Source organism: Hydrogenophaga sp. (assembly GCF_050250835.1).
Lineage (GTDB): Bacteria > Pseudomonadota > Gammaproteobacteria > Burkholderiales > Burkholderiaceae_C > Hydrogenophaga.
Genome location: NZ_JBFWNX010000003.1, coordinates 322,163 through 336,888, shown reverse-complemented (window position 1 = coordinate 336,888; position 14,726 = coordinate 322,163). Strand labels below are relative to the sequence as shown.

Annotated in this window: 14 protein-coding genes; 10 read left to right on the top strand and 4 right to left on the bottom strand. The window is 64.8% G+C overall.

The genetic code is table 11. The features are described 5' to 3' along the window. Positions 1-99: 99 nt before the first annotated feature. The 7 genes from AB7F11_RS06600 to AB7F11_RS06570 all read left to right on the top strand — a co-directional run bounded on the left by AB7F11_RS06600 (position 100) and on the right by AB7F11_RS06570 (position 8,452). The gene (locus AB7F11_RS06600; protein ID WP_428290025.1) at positions 100-2,820 is read left to right on the top strand and encodes a CHASE2 domain-containing serine/threonine-protein kinase; all 2,721 of its coding nucleotides are present in this window, start codon (positions 100-102) and stop codon (positions 2,818-2,820) included. A gap of 10 nt (positions 2,821-2,830) precedes the next feature. Next, positions 2,831-3,616 (top strand): Stp1/IreP family PP2C-type Ser/Thr phosphatase, encoded by a 786-nt coding sequence (locus AB7F11_RS06595; RefSeq protein ID WP_428299889.1) that lies wholly within the window; start codon positions 2,831-2,833, stop codon positions 3,614-3,616. Positions 3,617-3,669: 53 nt separating this feature from the next. Continuing rightward, a complete protein-coding gene (locus AB7F11_RS06590) occupies positions 3,670-4,299 on the top strand; it encodes an FHA domain-containing protein (RefSeq protein ID WP_428290027.1) in 630 nt (209 codons plus the stop codon). 268 nt (positions 4,300-4,567) lie between these two features. Beyond that, on the top strand, positions 4,568-5,371 hold the full coding sequence (locus tag AB7F11_RS06585; RefSeq protein ID WP_428290028.1) for a 3',5'-cyclic-nucleotide phosphodiesterase: 804 nt from the start codon (positions 4,568-4,570) through the stop codon (positions 5,369-5,371). Positions 5,372-5,560: 189 nt separating this feature from the next. Further along, on the top strand, positions 5,561-6,064 hold the full coding sequence (locus AB7F11_RS06580; RefSeq protein WP_428290029.1) for a pilin: 504 nt from the start codon (positions 5,561-5,563) through the stop codon (positions 6,062-6,064). A 63-nt stretch (positions 6,065-6,127) separates the two neighbouring features. Beyond that, positions 6,128-6,901: a TfpX/TfpZ family type IV pilin accessory protein gene (gene tfpZ, locus AB7F11_RS06575; RefSeq protein ID WP_428290030.1), complete on the top strand. Its 774-nt coding sequence runs from the start codon at positions 6,128-6,130 to the stop codon at positions 6,899-6,901. Positions 6,902-6,997: 96 nt separating this feature from the next. After that, positions 6,998-8,452, top strand: a complete 1,455-nt coding sequence (locus AB7F11_RS06570) for a Wzy polymerase domain-containing protein (protein WP_428290031.1) — start codon at positions 6,998-7,000, stop codon at positions 8,450-8,452. A 19-nt stretch (positions 8,453-8,471) separates the two neighbouring features. Here AB7F11_RS06570 and moaC read toward each other — a convergent pair whose 3' ends face one another. Next, positions 8,472-8,966, bottom strand: coding sequence for a cyclic pyranopterin monophosphate synthase MoaC (gene moaC / locus AB7F11_RS06565; protein WP_428290032.1), 495 nt, complete (start codon positions 8,964-8,966; stop codon positions 8,472-8,474). A gap of 57 nt (positions 8,967-9,023) precedes the next feature. Between moaC and AB7F11_RS06560 the strand changes: the two genes are divergently transcribed. Beyond that, the gene (locus AB7F11_RS06560) at positions 9,024-10,712 is read left to right on the top strand and encodes a M48 family metalloprotease (protein WP_428290033.1); all 1,689 of its coding nucleotides are present in this window, start codon (positions 9,024-9,026) and stop codon (positions 10,710-10,712) included. On the opposite strand, the gene AB7F11_RS06555 is transcribed toward AB7F11_RS06560, so the two are convergent. Beyond that, positions 10,695-11,045 (bottom strand): phage holin family protein, encoded by a 351-nt coding sequence (locus AB7F11_RS06555; RefSeq protein WP_428290034.1) that lies wholly within the window; start codon positions 11,043-11,045, stop codon positions 10,695-10,697. The two genes, AB7F11_RS06560 and AB7F11_RS06555, sit on opposite strands and share 18 nt — an antisense overlap. A 13-nt stretch (positions 11,046-11,058) precedes the next feature. Further along, complete coding sequence (locus AB7F11_RS06550) at positions 11,059-11,811, bottom strand: TerC family protein (RefSeq protein ID WP_428290035.1); 753 nt, start codon at positions 11,809-11,811, stop codon at positions 11,059-11,061. Between the two features lie 355 nt (positions 11,812-12,166). Between AB7F11_RS06550 and AB7F11_RS06545 the strand changes: the two genes are divergently transcribed. Continuing rightward, complete coding sequence (locus tag AB7F11_RS06545; protein WP_428290036.1) at positions 12,167-12,583, top strand: DUF3717 domain-containing protein; 417 nt, start codon at positions 12,167-12,169, stop codon at positions 12,581-12,583. Here AB7F11_RS06545 and purB read toward each other — a convergent pair. Then, the gene (gene purB, locus AB7F11_RS06540) at positions 12,580-14,007 is read right to left on the bottom strand and encodes an adenylosuccinate lyase (RefSeq protein WP_428299890.1); all 1,428 of its coding nucleotides are present in this window, start codon (positions 14,005-14,007) and stop codon (positions 12,580-12,582) included. The genes AB7F11_RS06545 and purB overlap by 4 nt on opposite strands. 104 nt (positions 14,008-14,111) lie before the next feature. On the opposite strand from purB, the gene AB7F11_RS06535 reads away from it, so the two are divergent. Next, the gene (locus AB7F11_RS06535) at positions 14,112-14,726 is read left to right on the top strand and encodes a glutathione S-transferase N-terminal domain-containing protein (protein WP_428290038.1); all 615 of its coding nucleotides are present in this window, start codon (positions 14,112-14,114) and stop codon (positions 14,724-14,726) included.

Sequence of the window (14,726 nt, the reverse complement as noted above, 5' to 3'; positions counted from 1 at the left end):
GGGCATCGGCTCTGGCCGGGTGTCCTTTGGTGCGCGTGTCACTGACCTTCGGGCAGTTCGCGGCGTCCAGCAGGCGAATCAACCCGGAAAATCCCGCACGTGTCCAGCAACAAACCCAAACCGAAACAAGGCCCAGGCCGCATCTGGCGATCCGATGCGGTGATGGGCCTGTGTGTCGTCATTGCGGTGTTTGCGCTGCATGCCACCACCGATCTGTTCAGCGGGCTCGAGCGGCGCTTCTACGACCTGGCCAGCACGGACACCGACCGCTTGGCCAGCGACCAGATCGCCGTCATTGCGATCGACGACCAGAGCATCGCCAACATCGGCCGGTGGCCCTGGCCAAGAGATGTACACGCCCAGTTGATCGACCAGCTCGGCGCTGCCAAGGTCCGCACCGTCGCACACACCGCTTTTTTCTTTGAGCCCCAGACCGATCGTGGACTGAAGGTGTTGCGCGAAATGCGAGGCCATATCGAGAGCTCGCCGGGGGGGGCGCCGTTTTTGAACGACCTCGGCGATCGCTCGCGCGATCAATTGCTGCGCTTTATCGGTGAAGCCGAACTGCAACTGGACTCCGACGCCCGTCTGGTGGCCAGCATGGCACGCGCTGGCAATGTGATCGTGCCTTCGGTCTTCACTCTCGGCCAGCCGTTGGGTCGACCCGACGAGCCGTTGCCCGATTTTGCGCGGCGCAGTGCCGTGGCCGACGACGCCGTTTTCGGCGTGCCGGCGCAGCGCACCCAACAGCCGCTGACCGCCATCGGTGAGGCGGCCCATGCGGTCGCGCACCTGAACCAGTTCCCCGACATCGACGGCGCGGTGCGCCAGGAGCCGCTGCTGGTGCAGTTCGACGGTGTTGCCGTTCCTTCCATGGGGCTGGCCACCGCTGCACACAGCCTGAACCTCGACGTGGCCGACATCCGTCTGCTGCCCGGGCGGGGTGTGCAGTTGGGTCCCACCACCATACCCACGGACACCTCGGCGCGCCTGTTGCCGCAGTTCTACCCCGATCGGGACGGCAAGCCCGCGTTCTCCGTGGACTCGTTCTACGACGTGAGTTCGGGTCGGATCCCGGCGTCGAAATACACCGGCAAGATCGTCATCATTGGCGCCACCGCGGCGGGCGTGGGCACGCTGTTCACCACGCCGGTCTCTGCCGCCATGTCGCCCGCGCTCATCCTGGCGCACATCACCTCGAGCATCCTCAGCGGACATTTCATCGAACAGCCCGCCTGGAGCGGCCTGGCGGCGCTCGGCGTCCTGCTGCTGGTCACCGCCTATCTTGTGGGCCTGCTGCCGCGGCTCTCGGCGGGTGCGGGTGCCGCGGTCACCGCCACACTGTTCGTGCTGATGCTCGGCGCTCAATACCAACTGCTCGCAGGTGCCGCAATCTGGCTGCCACTGGTGTTCCCGGCTGCGTTGCTGCTCATCGGTCACCTCGCGCTCACCACGCGCCGCTTCCTGGTCACCGAAGCCGGCAAGCTCAAGTCCGACGAGGCGTGGGCCGAAACGAACCGCCAGATGGCGCTGACGCTGCAGAGCCAGGGCCAGCTCGACATGGCGTTCGACCGGCTGCGCCGGCTGCCCTACAGCGAGGCACTGATGGAGAACCTCCAGCAACTGGCGCTGGATTTCGAGCGCAAGCGCCAGTTCAACAAGGCCGAGTCGGTGTACGAGCACATGGGCCGGCTGGACCGCAAGGATACGGACGTGCAGGCGCGCCTCAAGCGCGCGCGCAACCTTTCGGAGACCGTGGTGCTGGGCAGCGGCTCCGCGCATCCCGGCGGCACGCTGCTGCTCAGCGGCGACGGCCTGGCAAAGCCCATGCTGGGCCGCTACCAGGTGGAAAAGGAACTGGGCAAAGGCGCCATGGGGGTGGTCTACCTGGGGCGTGATCCCAAGATTGGCCGCACGGTGGCCATCAAGACGCTGGCGCTGAGTGCCGAATTCGAAGGCGCAGAACTCGAAGAGGCGCGAGCCCGCTTCTTTCGCGAGGCGGAAACCGCCGGACGCCTGCAACACCCTCACATCGTCACCATCTTCGACGCTGGCGAGGAGCACGACCTGGCGTACATCGCCATGGAATTCCTGCATGGCCGCGATCTGATGGAGCACACCCGGGCAGGCCAGTTGCTGCCGGTCGAGCGCGTGCTGGAAATTGGCGAGCGCGTGGCGCTCGCGCTGGACCACGCCCACGGCCAGCAGGTGGTGCACCGCGACATCAAGCCCGCCAACGTGATGTACGACCCCGCCACCGGGACGGTGAAGGTGACGGACTTCGGCATTGCGCGCATCACCACGTCTAGCCGTACCAAGACCGGCATGGTGCTGGGCACACCCAGCTTCATGTCGCCCGAGCAATTGGCAGGCCAGCATGTGGACGGCCGTTCCGATCTCTACTCGCTGGGCGTGATGCTGTTCCAGATGCTCACCGGGCAGCTCCCGCTGCGAGGCGAATCGATGGCTGCTCTGATGTACCAGATTGCCAATCAGGAACCGCCTCGAGTGTGTGACTTACGTCCTGAACTGCCCCCACAACTGGCCGATATACTGGCCAGGACCATGGCCAAATCACCGCTCCACCGGTACCAGACGGGTGGTGAACTGGCCACCGAGCTGCGGCGGGTGAGCGCGTTCGTGGTGCCCATGGCCAGTGGAGGCGAAGAAGTCTTTTTGCAGACCGTCCGCGAGCATCCCGGACAGGCGTCCTCCGACGCGGGGGGTGAGAGCAAGGGTGTGATTTTTTCCACAGTTGTCGAAGCACCGCCGAAGCCGCCTTCCAGGTCGGAAACTGACAGCACCGATATCCGTATATAAGTCGAACAACATGATTTTTGAGTATTTTTGTTTGACGGATCCGGGGCTGATCAGGGACAACAACGAGGACTCTGTGTCGCTCGATCCCGAGAACCAGATCGCCGTGCTCGCCGATGGCATGGGCGGCTACAACGCGGGCGAGGTGGCCAGCGCGATGGCTACGTCCTTCATCCGCACCGAGCTCGGTCGCTGGATGTCCGAAGGAGGTCACGAAGCCAGTGGGCGCGAGCTCAAGCGGGCGATGGAAATCTGCATCGACAACGCCAACCGCTCTATCTTCAACGCGGCGAATTCCAACCCGCAGTATTCCGGCATGGGCACCACACTGGTCATGGGCGTCTTCCATGGCGAGCGTGCCATGATCGGCCACGTGGGCGACTCGCGCTGCTACCGCCTGCGCGACGGCAACTTCATGCAGATCACTCGCGACCACTCGCTGTTGCAAGAGCAGATTGATGCGGGCCTCATTTCGCTGGAGCAGGCCCAGTACGCCACTCACAAGAACCTGGTGACCCGCGCTCTGGGTGTCGAAGACACGGTGTTGCTGGAAGTCAACGAGTACCGAATCGAGGAAGACGACCTCTACCTGTTCTGCTCCGACGGCCTGAGCGACATGATGAGCGACGAGCGCATTGCCGCCATTCTTGTGACCGCTGGCACGCTGGAAGAAAAGGGCCATGCACTGGTGGATGGCGCGAACGACTGCGGGGGGCGCGACAACATTTCGGTGATACTGGCGTATGCTCGCTCCCGGCCGGTGCGCAAGGGCTTGTTGTCCCGCATGCTCGGGAAGTAAGACCGGTCTTCAGCATTCAAGAATTCGTCCAACAGGTTCCACAGGAGTCGGCCATGCCGAAAATGATCGTTTCCATCGACGGTGTCGTCATCAAGGAAGTGCAGCTCACCAAAGACCGCACCACGCTCGGCCGCCGTCCCTACAACGACATCGTGATCGACAACCTGGCCGTCAGTGGTGAGCACGCTGTCATGCAGATGTCGGGCTCGGACGTCTTCCTTGAAGACCTCAACAGCACCAACGGCACTTACGTCAACGGCAAGGCGATCAAGAAACAACAGTTGCAAAACGGCGACACCGTCGAGATCGGCAAGTACAAGATCAAATTTGCCCACGAAGGCGCCAGCGACAGTTACGAGAAGACCATGGTGATCAATGCTGGCGCGGTGGTCGGTGCGAGCGAGGCACCTTCAGCCCCCACGGGCAATGCCGCCATCAAGGTCATGTCTGGCACCGCCGCCGGGCGCGAGGTGCCCCTGGTCAAGGTGGTCACCACCATCGGCAAGCCTGGCGTGGCCGTGGCCGCCATCACGCGCCGTCCCCACGGCTACGTGGTCGCCCTGGTCGAAGGCACCCTCAAGCCCACCATCAATGGCAGTCCCATCGGCACCGATGCCGTCAATCTGCACCATGGTGACCTGCTCGAACTCGCGGGCACGCAGATGCAGTTCGTGGTGCACTGAAGTTCCCCCCGCGCCGCGCCTGCGGCGCGTCACCCCCCAGGGGGCAACGCCTGCGGACGGGCGGAGCCGGATTCTCGGCATTCTCGACCTGACTCCCCTTCTCTCCTGGCATTTGTAGCTGGCTGCAACGGTGGCTTCAAGTGAGCAAAAAGTCCTTTACCGGCATGCCTTGCTGCGGGTAGCCTTCGGCAGGCGGTTGGCTTGCAGCCAGCCACGTTTCCCAACTCATGCGCCGGCCCACCGGCCGTGTCCATAGCCAAAGCTGCCGATGAGGGTTCGTGTTCTGGGGTGCTCTGGAGCCATTGCCCACGGCTGCCGCACCACCTCGTTCCTGCTCGACGACAACGTCCTGATCGACGCGGGTACCGGCGTGGGCGACCTCACGCTGGAAGAGATGGCACGCGTCGATCATGTGCTGCTGACACACTCGCACCTGGACCACGTTGCTGCCCTGCCGCTCATGCTCGATGCCATTGCTGCGCGCCGGCTGGCCAGCGGTGTGGGGCCACTGAAAGTTCACGCTCTGCCCGGCACCATCGCTGCGCTCAAGGTTCACATCTTCAACAACCTGATCTGGCCCGATTTCTCCGCCATTCCCAGCACAGAGGCGCCGCTGATGCGCTTCGTGCCGATCGCCGTGGGTGAGGTGCTGCAGGTGGGCGGCAAGATGGTGGAGGTGTTGCCTGCGGTGCATACCGTGCCTGCGGTCGGCTTCGCGGCGGCCAGCGATTCGGGGCACTGGGTGTTCAGCGGCGATACCGGGCGCAACCCGGCCTTCTGGGAGCGTGTGAACCAGATGAAGGTGGCCCTGCTCGTGATCGAGACGGCGTTCAGCGACCGCGAACAGGCGCTCGCCCAGCGCAGCCTCCATCTGGCTCCCCAGATGCTGGCGGAAGAACTGGAGCAGATCGGCGCCGACCGGCGCTACCCCATCTACATCACCCACACCAAGCCCGCCGAAACCGGGCTGATCATGGAAGAGATCCAGCGCTTTGACGAAGCGCCCCGAGGGAAGGGTGCCTTGCGCCATGACATCCGCTGGCTGAACGCCGGCCAGACCTTCGACCTGTGACAAAACCTGTCCGCCGGGCCGAGGCTGACAAAAAATGTCAGTCCCTCGCGGTCCCGGAGAGCACAAATGGTCACATGCGCCGCTCAAAGCGTGAAATAGACCGCAGAACGCACGCCAATTCAAGTTGGCACGGCGTCTGCTGATAAGGAGGCGTTCCCAACCCAACCCCCTGTCTCCAAGGAGTTCCCCATGAAGCGTTCCCTGCAAAAAGGTTTCACCCTGATCGAACTGATGATCGTGGTGGCCATCATCGGTATCCTGGCCGCCGTCGCGCTGCCCGCCTACCAGGATTACACCGTCCGCGCCCGCGTTTCTGAAGGTCTGGTGGCTGCTTCGGCTGCGAAGGTCAATGTGCAGGATGTGCTGTCTTCGGGCAACCCGCAAAACGATGCGCTGGGCTATGGCACGGGCTACACCGGGCCGGCCGGCACCCGCAACGTGTCAAGTGTCGCGATCGATGCCGGTACAGGCGTGATCACTGTGACGACCACCGCTGCAGCTGGCGGCGGCACCCTGACGATTACCCCGAACGCGCCCGCCGGTTCCGCCTTGCCCACCGGCACGGCCACCTTCACCCCTCCCGCCCAATCGGTGGCTTGGCGTTGCGCCGCTGCCGGTGCCACGGCCGGTAGCTTCACAGGCGTGACCGCAGGTACCTTGCAAGCCCGCTTCGCGCCTGCCGAGTGCAAGTAAACTCTTGCGCACAGCCTGAAAAGAGCGCCTCGGCGCTCTTTTTTTTGGAGGATCCGTTTCATCATGGCTTGGGGTACACGCATCCGCAGCGCCGCTCGAGCGGCGCTCCTGCATTTCGGCTTGAGCCTGCTGGTGGCCTGCGCGGCGGCCTGGCTCGTGTTTCGGGTCTGGTACCCGGCGCCGTTCCATGAACTCACCGGCGGGCGCTCGCTGTTCCTCATTCTCATCGTGGTCGACGTGGTGTGCGGCCCGGTCCTGACTCTGGTGCTCTACGACCCGAGCAAGTCGCGGTTCAAGTGGCGGATCGACATGGCGCTCATCGTGCTGACGCAGTTGGGCGCCCTGGCATATGGTCTGAACCAGGTGGCTGGAGCGCGCCCGGTGTTCGTGGCCTTCGAAGGCGATCGTTTTCGGGTGGTGCAGGCCATGGACGTGGATGCCACGCGGATGCCCGATGCGCCCGAGGGCTTGCGCATGCTGGGCTTTGGTGGACCGCGCTTGCTGGGCGTGCGCCTGGCGCAACCCAGTGATGCAGACTACCTGCAAAGTGTGCAGTGGTCGCTCCAGGGCCTGCATCCTTCCTTCAGACCTTCGCGCTGGCGCTCTTTCGAGGAGCAGGTGCCTGCCGTGCAGAAGGCCCTGCGGCCCATCACCGAGTTGCGCAACAAGCACCCGGACCGTCACGCCGAGCTGAATGCCCGCCTCGCTGAACTCGGGTTGAGCGAGGACCAGGCGGGCTACCTGCCGCTGGTGCGCGAGGAAACCACGGACTGGGTGGCTCTGGTCGACCGTGCCGATGGCCAGCCCCGCGCCTACCTTCATCTCGATGGCTGGTAAACGTCACACAAGGACCGGATGACCGCAGCACCCTCCCCTGACGTGCGACCCGCCGCCTCCACCGCCTCCACCGCCCTGGTGGTGCTTTGTAGCCTGTTGATCGCGGCGCCCTGGTTCTGGCCTATTCTGCTAGGGCCCTTGTCCGCCATGTGGCCCGATTTGGCTGCGTGGACGGCGGGCGTCATGTTGATCGTTCTGCTCCCCTGGACGCGTGAGCGGTCGGGATTGGCCATTGCCGGTGGCTGGCTGGCGGCCGCGCTGGGCAGCTCGGTGCTGGGCCTGCTGCAGTACTTCGATCTGGAGAACGGTCTTTTTCCCTGGGTCGCGATCACGGACCCGGGGTACGTGACGGCCAATGTGCACCAGCTCAACATGCTTGCTTCGCTGCTGGCCGTGGGGTTGCTGAGCGTGTGGTGGCTGGTGGTCCAGCGACACCTTTCGACCCTGCATGCCATCTGGATGGCGGGGCTGTTGCTGGTCGCCCTGGCCGCGACGGCTTCACGCACCGGCATGGTCCACTTGGTGGCCATATCCTGCATGTTGCTCTACTGGCACCCGCGGCACTGGAAGCGCGTTTTGGTCATCGCCGGACTGGGGTGGGCGCTGTACACGGTGGCGGCCAATGCCTTGCCCTGGTTGGCCTGGGTCACGCGCGGCATCGTCATCGACCGCAACCTCTTCGGGCGCTTCGGGGAGGCCATGAGTTGCCAGAGCCGCCGCTACCTGTGGAGCAACATGGTCGAGCTGATCGCCCGGAAACCCTTGACCGGATGGGGCCCGGGCGAATTGCTTTACGCGCACTACATCACCGACTACGCGGGACCTCGCTTCTGCGACAAGCTCTCCCATGCGCACAATCTACCTCTGCACCTGGCCGTCTCCATGGGGCTCCCAGTGGCGACAATCGCCAGCGGCCTGTTTCTGGTGGCCTTGGTCAAGCTCAAGCCCTGGGCCGCCACGGATCCTTTGGAGCGTCTGTGCTGGGGTGTGTTGGCGATGCTGGGTGTGCACAGTCTGCTGGAGTTTCCGTTGTGGTTTGGCGTTTTTCAGTTGATGGCGCTCCTGGCCGCCTGGCAGATCATTGTGGCGCGGCGTCGCGTGGCTGCGAGTGGCTCCGCGACGGACCCCGCGAAAACTGCCTTGGGACGAGGAATCGTTGCTGCAGTGATGCTCGCCGGCCTCTCGCTTGTCGCCTGGGACTACATCAAGGTCAGCCAGCTGTATCTGCCTGAGCGGATGCGGCTTGAGTCCTATCGGGAAGACACTCTCAATAAGGTCCGTGACTCCTGGCTCTTCAGGTCCCACGTGCTGATCGCACAACTGGTGGCCACGGACCTCACTCGAGACAACGCCGAACTCATTCTGCAGGGTTCACTGACGTCGTTGCACATTGCGCCGGACTCGCGTGTCATCCGCCGTGTGATCGAGTCGGCCGCCCTGCTGGGCAGGATCGATCTTGTGAATCTGCACGTCGCACGCTACAAGGCAGCCTGGCCCAAAGAGTACGCGGAATGGATCGAGTTGCAAAAGGCTGCGGCCGCTGCCCGCTGAGCATTGCCCCACCTGCTGCTTAGCGGGCCACAAAATCCCCGCTCTTCCCCCCCAGCTTCTCCATCAGCCTCACACCCGAAATCACCATCCCCCGATCCACTGCCTTGCACATGTCGTACACCGTGAGCAGGGCGACAGAAACCGCAGAGAGGGCTTCCATTTCCACGCCCGTCTGGCCGGTGCATTCTGTGGTGGCGCGGCACAGCACGCTGTGACCCAAGGTGTCGACCTCGAATTCGATCGCCACGCGTGTCAGGCCGATCGGGTGGCACAGGGGAATGAGGTCGCTGGTCTTCTTGGCCGCCTGGATGCCGGCAATGCGCGCGATGCCGAGCACGTCGCCTTTCTTTGCCGTGCCGGTCTGGATCAGCGCCAGCGTGGCGGGCTGCATGGCGATGCGGCCTTCTGCCACAGCCACGCGGTGCGTGCTTGCTTTGGCCGCCACGTCGACCATGTGGGCCTGACCCTGAGCGTCGAAGTGGGTCAGGGAGCCGGGAGGGGTTGTATCGGGCATGGGGACTTGTTGCGGGTGCTTTACAGAACCGTTCGGACTTGGCGGCATCATACGGGGATGCGTTCTATTTCCCCGTTTCGAACGCCGTCTGGCCGGCGCAGCGCGATCTCCTCCGGCTTGCTGGCGGTATCCCTGACCCTGTGCCCTCTGTCGCCAGTGGTGGCCCAGGCGGGCGCTGAAGGTTCGTCGTTGAGCAGTCTGCCCAGCCTGGGCGATGGCCAGGGCATGACCATTGCCGCCGAGCGGCGCATGGGCGACCGCATCGCGCGCGGCATTTACCGCGACCCCGATTACCTCGACGACCCGGTGCTGGTCGACTACCTGCGTTCGCTCTGGCAGCCCCTGCTGGGTGCCGCGCGCGACCGTGGCGACGTGCCTCCGGAACTGTACGAGCGGCTGGCCTGGGAGTTGATGATCTCGCGCGACCGACGCGTCAACGCGTTTGCCTTGCCCGGCGGTTACTTCGGTGTGCATCTGGGGCTGGTGGCGGTGACCGAACGGCCCGAAGAGCTGGCGTCGGTGCTGGCGCACGAGCTCAGCCACGTCTCGCAGCGGCACATTGCTCGCATGGTCTCGCGCGACGAGCGCATGACGCCGTGGATGGTGGGCGCCATGATCCTGGCGGCGCTGGCCGCCGGCTCGAACTCGCAGGCGGCTGGCGCGGCCATCGCAGGCGGCACTGCAGTGGCTGCGCAGTCGCAACTCAACTTCTCGCGCGACATGGAGCGCGAGGCCGACCGTGTGGGCTACGGTGTCCTCACCGGCGCAGGTTTCGATGGCCATGGCTTCGTCGCCATGTTTGATCGGCTTCAACAAGCCTCGCGCCACAACGACGACGGCTCTTTCCCCTACCTGCGCAGCCACCCGCTGACGGGCGAGCGCATCGCCGACATGCGCGCACGCCTGCCCCAGGGCCCGGTCGCGCCGGCCTTGGCCACGCCCGCCCCCGGCGTTACCTCGCCGGCCAGTGCCGCGCCGGGTGGTGCGCTCCGCCTGGACCTGCCCAAGGCAAGCGCCCGCTGGGAAGGGGGGGCGCCCATGGCCCTGCCTTCGAGCGCGGTGCTGCACAGCCTGATGGCGGCGCGTGCCCGCGTGCTGGCGGAGAACGGACCGGATCGCATGCGTGCCTGGCTCACCCATGGGCAGGCCGCAGGCGCCACGCCAGGGGATCGTTACGCCGCAGCACTGTCGGCGCACCGGCTGGGTCAGCGTGAGCAGGCGCTCGAACTCGCCCAGCGCCTTCGCACCGTTGTGCCCGCGCTGGCGCGCCCCACCGCCGACGCGCTGCTGCTGGAGCTGTTGCTGGCGCCGGTGATGGCGGCCAACGCAGGCGCATCGTCCCTGCCCGCTGCCCAGGCCGGGCTGCTGGTGGAATTGCGCGACCAGGCGCTGGCCGGCACCACGCGCGCGAGCGCGATCTACGGGGCTCAGGCGGCCATCGCTACCGGGCAGCCCGAGCGCGCCGTGGCTCGCTTGCAGGCCTGGGTGACGCTACAGCCACGGGACGCGATGGCGTGGCAGACCTTGTCGCGCGCGCACGCCGCGCAGGGGCAAACCCTGCGAGCCATCCGCGCCGATGCCGAGGCCCGGGCAGCGCAGCTGGACTACAGCGGCGCTGCCGAGCGTCTCAGGGCTGCGCAGGGACTGCCTGCAGCACAGCGCACCGACGGCATGGAACTGGCGATCGTGGACGCACGGCGGCGCGAAGTGGAAGCGCTGTTGCGCGACTCAACGCGCGAGGACTGAGCGCACGGCGGTGTTCACCACCAGCATCAGCACCGAGTAGATCAGCGAGCCCAGCAGGGCGGCCAGAAAGCCATTGACCTGAAAGCCGTCGAGCACGCTCGCCGCAGCCCAGAACAGCAGGGCGTTGATCACAAACAGGAAAAGTCCTAGCGTGATGACCGTGACCGGCAGGGTGAGGATCACCAGGATGGGCCGCAGGACCGCATTGAAAAGGCCAATGACCGCTGCGGCGATCAGCGCAGAGGTGAAGCTTTGCACCTGCACCCCCGGGTACAGGTAGGCCACCACCAGCAGGGCACAGGCTGCGAGCAGCCAGGTCAGGATGAGTTTCATGACAGGCTCGACTTCAGGCTTCGTGCGTGACCGGAGGGCGGCGCGAGGCGATCCACTTGCCCAGGGCCAGCACCAGCAGCGCGCCGACGATGTGGGCGGTCCAGTAAAGCGTGTTCGAGATATCGGCCATGCCTTTTTCATCCAGGGTGCCCAGCTTGGGCATCCAGAGCCACTTGTCGGGGTTCACGAAGGCCGGATCGGTCACCAGCATGCCGCCTGCGATCCAGCCCAGCAACATGCCGCCCAGGGTGATGATCATGGGGAAGCGTGCCATCAGCTTGATGACCAGGGTGCTGCCCCAGACGATGATGGGAATGGAGATCAGCAGGCCCAGCACCACCAGCAGGAACGAGTGCTCGCCAGCGTTCTGCGCAGCACCGGCAATGGCGATCACGTTGTCCACGCTCATCACCAGATCGGCCACGATGATGGTCTTGATGGCGGCCAGCAGCTTGTCGCTGCCCTGAATGTCACCATGCGCTTCGTCGTCAGGTGCCAGCAGCTTCACGCCAATCCACACCAGCAGGATGGCGCCAACCAGCTTGATGAACGGGATGTTGAGCAGCGTCATCGCGAAGGCGATGAGGATCACGCGCAGGACAATCGCACCTGCGGTGCCATAAATGATTCCTTTGGTGCGCTGAGCCGGGGGCAGCTTGCGGCAGGCCAGAGCGATCACGACCGCGTTGTCGCCACCGAGCAGGATGTCGATGATGATGATCTGTCCTAGCGCGACCCAGAACGCGGGCGAAGTCAGGAAATCCATAAATTCCTCGTAGTTGCAAGCGGTAACCGGAAGGCACTGCACCACCCACCCGCGACAGCGCTGCTGCGCTGGCGAAGGGGACGGACATGCCTTGATCGGCCGTGGAAAGCCCATCAAAGGTCTTGCTCGCAAGGCGATGGAATCGCATTGCCCGGGCCGCCGGAAGCTGAACGCTTCGTCTTGACGACGACCCGATGGTCCGGATCCGCGAGACACCGAGGTCCTGCTGATCCGCAACGGAGAGCTACTCCCCTTCGAGACCCGCGATTGTAATGGCCCCTGCCGAACATCTGGCGGCGCGGCAGGTACGCAGTTCCCACAGGCTTGCGACGTGACTGGCTATGATCCACACCCCATGCCCGGCATCCACATCACCGACATCGAAGCCGCCATCAACCATTGGCGTGAGCGCTCACCCTCGCCCGATGGTGTGTCGTTGTGCAAGGAGCTGCGGGCGTTGGCGGAGGTGTACGCGCTCCTGGTGTATTTCCACGAAACCGAGGCCGACGAGGCCACCCTGCCGGCCGCAGCCCGAGCGGCCTGGATGGCCTGGTACGAGACCACGCCCGACACGCCCTGCATTGCCATTTGCTCCACCAGCCAGGGCGACGAGCTCTGCAAGGGTTGCGGTCGCACCTTCGACGAGGTGCAGCGCTGGACGGAAATGTCGCCCGGCGAAAAGCGTGCGAGCTGGCGGCGCATCACCATCGAGGGCGATGCCTGGCGCTTCAACCGGTATGCGGAGCGAGCGCTGGAGGACTCCGGGTCTTAGACCCGCCTTGCGAGTTCGGCCGCTTTGCCCACGTAGCTGGCCGGGGTCATTTTCAGCAGCCGGTCCTTTTCTTCCTGGGGAATCTCAAGATCACGGATCAGCGCGTGCAGTGCCTCGGCCGTCACGGTCTTGCCGCGCGTCACTTCCTTGAGTTTCTCGTAGGCGCCTGAGACACCGTAGCGGCGCATCACCGTCTGGATCGGCTCGGCCAGCACTTCCCACGACGCGTCGAGATCGGCGGCGATGGCTTCCTCGTTGATCTCCAGCTTGCCCAGGCCCACGCCCATCGAGTGGTAGGCCAGCACCGCGTAGCCCAGCGCCACGCCCATGTTGCGCAGCACGGTCGAGTCGGTCAGGTCGCGCTGCCAGCGCGAGACCGGCAGCTTTTCGGACAGGTGGCGCAGCAGGGCGTTGGCCAGGCCCAGGTTGCCCTCGGCGTTCTCGAAGTCGATCGGGTTGACCTTGTGCGGCATGGTCGAAGAGCCGATCTCGCCCGCCTTGAGACGCTGCTTGAAGTAGCCCAGGCTCACGTAGCCCCAGATGTCGCGCGAGAGGTCGATCAGGATGGTGTTGGTGCGAGCCACCGCGTCGAACAGCTCGGCCATGTAGTCGTGCGGCTCGATCTGGATGCTGTAGGGCTGGAAGGTCAGGCCCAGGCCCAGCGGCTCGGGCGACTCGATCACGTTGCGGCTGAAGGCTTCCCAGTCGAAATCGGGCCAGGCGCTCAGGTGGGCGTTGTAGTTGCCCACGGCGCCGTTCATCTTGCCCATCAGCTTCACGCTGGCGATCTTCTCGCGTGCGGCCACCAGACGCACCACCACATTGGCCAATTCCTTGCCCACCGTGGTCGGGCTGGCGGTCTGGCCGTGCGTGCGGCTGAGCATCGGCATGGCGGCGTGCGCGTGGGACATCTCGCGCAGCTTGGCAATGACCGCGTCCAGCGCGGGCAGCAGCACCGTGTCACGCCCACCCTTGAGCTGCAGCGCGTGGCTCGTGTTGTTGATGTCTTCGCTGGTGCAGGCAAAGTGCACGAACTCGGCCGCCTTTTCCAGTTCGGGGCGTGCCTCGAAACGCGACTTGATCCAGTACTCCACCGCTTTCACATCGTGGTTGGTGACCTTTTCGATGTCCTTGATGGCCTGTCCATCGGCTTCGCTGAAGTTCTTCACAAGGCCCAGCAGATAGGTGCGCGCGCCCGGCGAGAGCGGCTTGAACTCGGCCAGGCCGGCGTCGGACAGGGCGATGAACCAGGCGATCTCGACCTGCACCCGGCGATGCATGTAGCCCTGCTCGCTCATGAAGGGGCGCAGTGGGGCGAGGCGGGCGGCGTAGCGGCCATCCAGGGGAGACAGGGCGGAGATCGTGCTCAGCGAACCCGAAGCGGGTTGCGTGGAGGCGGCAGGAGTGGGGGTGGTCGGACGCATCCGGCGATTGTAGGAGGGCGCGTTCGACCGTGAGCCTGTCAGCGCGAAGGAGGCGCGCTCTGGCTAGAATTGCCTTCCCACGTCCAACCGACTTCCCACTCCTCATGAAACTCATTGGTGCGATCGCCAGCCCCTACGTGCGCAAAGTGCGCGTCGTCATGGCCGAGAAGAAGCTGGACTACCAATTCATCCTGGAAGACGTCTGGTCAGCCGACACGCAGATCGGCACCTCCAATCCGCTGGGCAAGGTGCCGTGCCTGGTGATGGAAGGCGGTGAGGCCGTGTTCGACTCGCGGGTGATCGTCGAGTATCTCGACACCCTGTCCCCGGTGGGCAAGCTCATCCCCACGCAGGGCCGCGAACGTGCCGAGGTCAAGACCTGGGAAGCGCTCGCCGATGGCCTGCTCGACGCCTCCATCCTTGCGCGTCTGGAGACCAACTGGCCTGGTCGCACGCACGAACAGCGCAGCAAGGCATGGACCGATCGTCAGCTTGCCAAGGTGGAAGCCAGCCTCAAGTCGATGAGCCAGGGGCTGGGAGAGAAGGCCTTCTGCTCTGGCATCCACTTCAGCCTGTCCGATGTGGCGGTGGGTTGTGCCCTGGGTTATCTGGACTTCCGTTTCCCGGTGATCGACTGGCGCTCGACCTACCCCAACCTGTCTCGCCTGGCAGAGAAGCTCAACCAGCGCCAGAGCTTCATCGACACGCGACCGAACTGA